The organism is Haloarcula sp. K1 (assembly GCF_001647155.1).
Classification (GTDB): domain Archaea; phylum Halobacteriota; class Halobacteria; order Halobacteriales; family Haloarculaceae; genus Haloarcula; species Haloarcula hispanica.
This window is the reverse complement of the sequence record NZ_LRHL01000031.1, coordinates 225-2,475: the sequence shown is the minus strand read 5'-3', so window position 1 is coordinate 2,475 and position 2,251 is coordinate 225. Positions and strand designations below refer to the sequence as shown.

The following is a 2,251-nucleotide window of genomic DNA, read 5'->3' as shown; positions in this document are numbered from 1 at the left end:
TCAGTGTCTCCGTAGAGATACGCCTACAAGTCCTGTGGCATCACTGTCTGTCGCTCATTCGCTTCGGCTCGGCGAGCGGCGTCCTCAAGTAGTTCTTCAACCGTTTCGTCCAGAGCTTCGTAGAAGTCCGCCGAGATTGGGTGGTCGTTCACTGTCTCCCGTACGCCAGATTTGACTATCAGATCAGTCATACATTCAGAAAGCGAACACTCGAACAATTAAATATTGTCGACTCACTCCCTAAGCTTCAGATTCAGCGGTAGGGCACATCACAGGGTTAGGTCAGCAATCGTCCAGTCGGTGGGCAAGTCGCCGTCAATCCCTTCCTCAGTCACGATATCTCGAATCCGTTTCTCGACATCCGCGTCTAACACAAACTCGTAGTCAAGGTCCTCCTGCCACTCCCAGTACCGTGGAATTGTCGGGCTAAATTCGCTGACCGCACCGGCGGGAGCATCTAACAGGTACCGTGGTCCCGAGATCTTGCCAGACCGATATGGGAGCGTCTGTCGAACTGCTTCGTCATTGATCAGTTGCTCCAGCAGTTCTATCGCTGAATGCTGGTCGGCGTAGAACGCGTGTTCGAGCATCGCATTCACGAGTGGAAGACCTGTTGAGGCGTGCTGATGGATGTTGTCCGCAACCGAGTGGTCAGGATGCCCGATTCCCCAGCCGTACGGATGAAGTGCCTCTCTAATGAAATCGTATCCATCTCCCTCAATTTGGTCGAGAATCGAACTGAAGAACGCCAGAGCGGGAACGGGAATAGCATCGACACTATCCGACAGTCGGGTACGGATGAGGTAGCGACCAGTGACGTTCTGGAGGATTGTCGTCACGTGTGGGAATCCATCAGTTGTCTCTGGATGGTATGCGTTGAGAAACTCTTCGAGGATCTCCCACCCTTCGGTCTGTATTGCGTCGTCAAGCACGGTGATGAGTCGTTCTCGATAGGCTCTTGAGATACGACGGTAGCGGTCGGATTCTCCGTCCTCATGTGCGGTCGATAACCGCGTTTCGTACGTTGCGACTGCCCGTGTGAGGGCGGTCACATCTCCGTCGTCAGCGCTCGCTAACTGTTGATCAAGCTCATCCAGTTCAATTTTGTCAGGGCGGCGGTCTGTTGTCATTACTTGTCCTAACACCAACTGGGGCGTAATGTTTGTGTCACAGAATGACGACAATCACGTATGGCCGAGACATATGCTCTCAGCATCCACGTTGAATCCTACGAGTTCAGCGGAGAATTCTATCTGGTCGGCGACAGATACGACACAGGTGGAGAAGTGCTGAAACACGTGGCAACCGAGCATATCTTGGCGATGAAGCAACGCCCACACGCCGCCGAGTACCTGCTTGAGACGCTTCAAGAGGGCGAGAACGTGAGCAAGTCCGAGTACGAGCAGGCAGAACCAGATGTCTCCTGTGGACTCCACTTCGATGTTGACCACCAGCAGTTTCGATTCTGGGTCGGCGACTACTCCGTCGACATTGGACGGCAGCCGACAAAGAGCGACCTTCGCTCAATCGCTGACGACATTCCAATGTAGTCCTCCCTGTTGGTATGTTACCCCAGCAAGGACAAGTATCCCACCTGCATAGAGAGAATTGAATGCGTCTCTCATTCGATGATGGCACGCTTTTGCTTGAAGACGCTCCTGACGCTGTGCCGTATGCCGAATGGGATGATCGCGTCGACGAGTATCGGGCGCAAGCGCAGCACTATCGTCCCATTCGAAAGTGGGCAACCCAGTCCGATGGACAAGTGACCCTCGAAGAATCCACGGCGACTGTTGATGAGATAGAGGACGACGCTCGTGCCTACTCAGACTTCTATCTCACACCGTCTGTCGCTATCGAACCACGGGAGTACCAGCAAGACGCTCTCTCGGCGTGGCAGGACAATGGCCGACAGGGGAGTGTCATTCTTCCAACAGGGAGCGGGAAGACGTTCCTCGCCGTCCAAGCTATCGCGGACGCGGGCGTGAGTACGCTCGTAGTCGTGCCAACCATCGACCTGATGAACCAGTGGCACGCGACTCTCACCAACGCTTTCGGTGACCAGCTCCCAGACGGCGTGGGCGTTCTCGGTGGTGGCAGCCATAATATAGCGGACATCACGGTGACAACCTACGACTCTGCCTACCGCTATATCAACGAGTATGGCGATCAGTTCGGGCTTCTCGTTGTAGACGAGGTACACCACTTACCAGCGCCGACATATCAGCAGATCCCCGAGATGACGATTGCA

4 protein-coding genes are annotated in these 2,251 nt (G+C 54.6%); 2 read left to right on the top strand and 2 right to left on the bottom strand.

All coding sequences use genetic code 11. The annotated features are described in order from the left end of the window. Positions 1-23 precede the first annotated feature (23 nt). Positions 24-191: a hypothetical protein gene (locus AV929_RS10565; protein WP_064288231.1), complete on the bottom strand. Its 168-nt coding sequence runs from the start codon at positions 189-191 to the stop codon at positions 24-26. A 78-nt stretch (positions 192-269) separates the two neighbouring features. Further along, positions 270-1,130 (bottom strand): hypothetical protein, encoded by an 861-nt coding sequence (locus tag AV929_RS10560; RefSeq protein ID WP_064288230.1) that lies wholly within the window; start codon positions 1,128-1,130, stop codon positions 270-272. 60 nt (positions 1,131-1,190) lie between these two features. On the opposite strand from AV929_RS10560, the gene AV929_RS10555 reads away from it, so the two are divergent. Next, a complete protein-coding gene (locus tag AV929_RS10555) occupies positions 1,191-1,550 on the top strand; it encodes a hypothetical protein (protein ID WP_064288229.1) in 360 nt (119 codons plus the stop codon). Between the two features lie 62 nt (positions 1,551-1,612). Continuing rightward, the coding region (locus AV929_RS10550) for a DEAD/DEAH box helicase family protein (RefSeq protein WP_230458881.1) at positions 1,613-2,251 on the top strand (639 nt) is incomplete at its 3' end.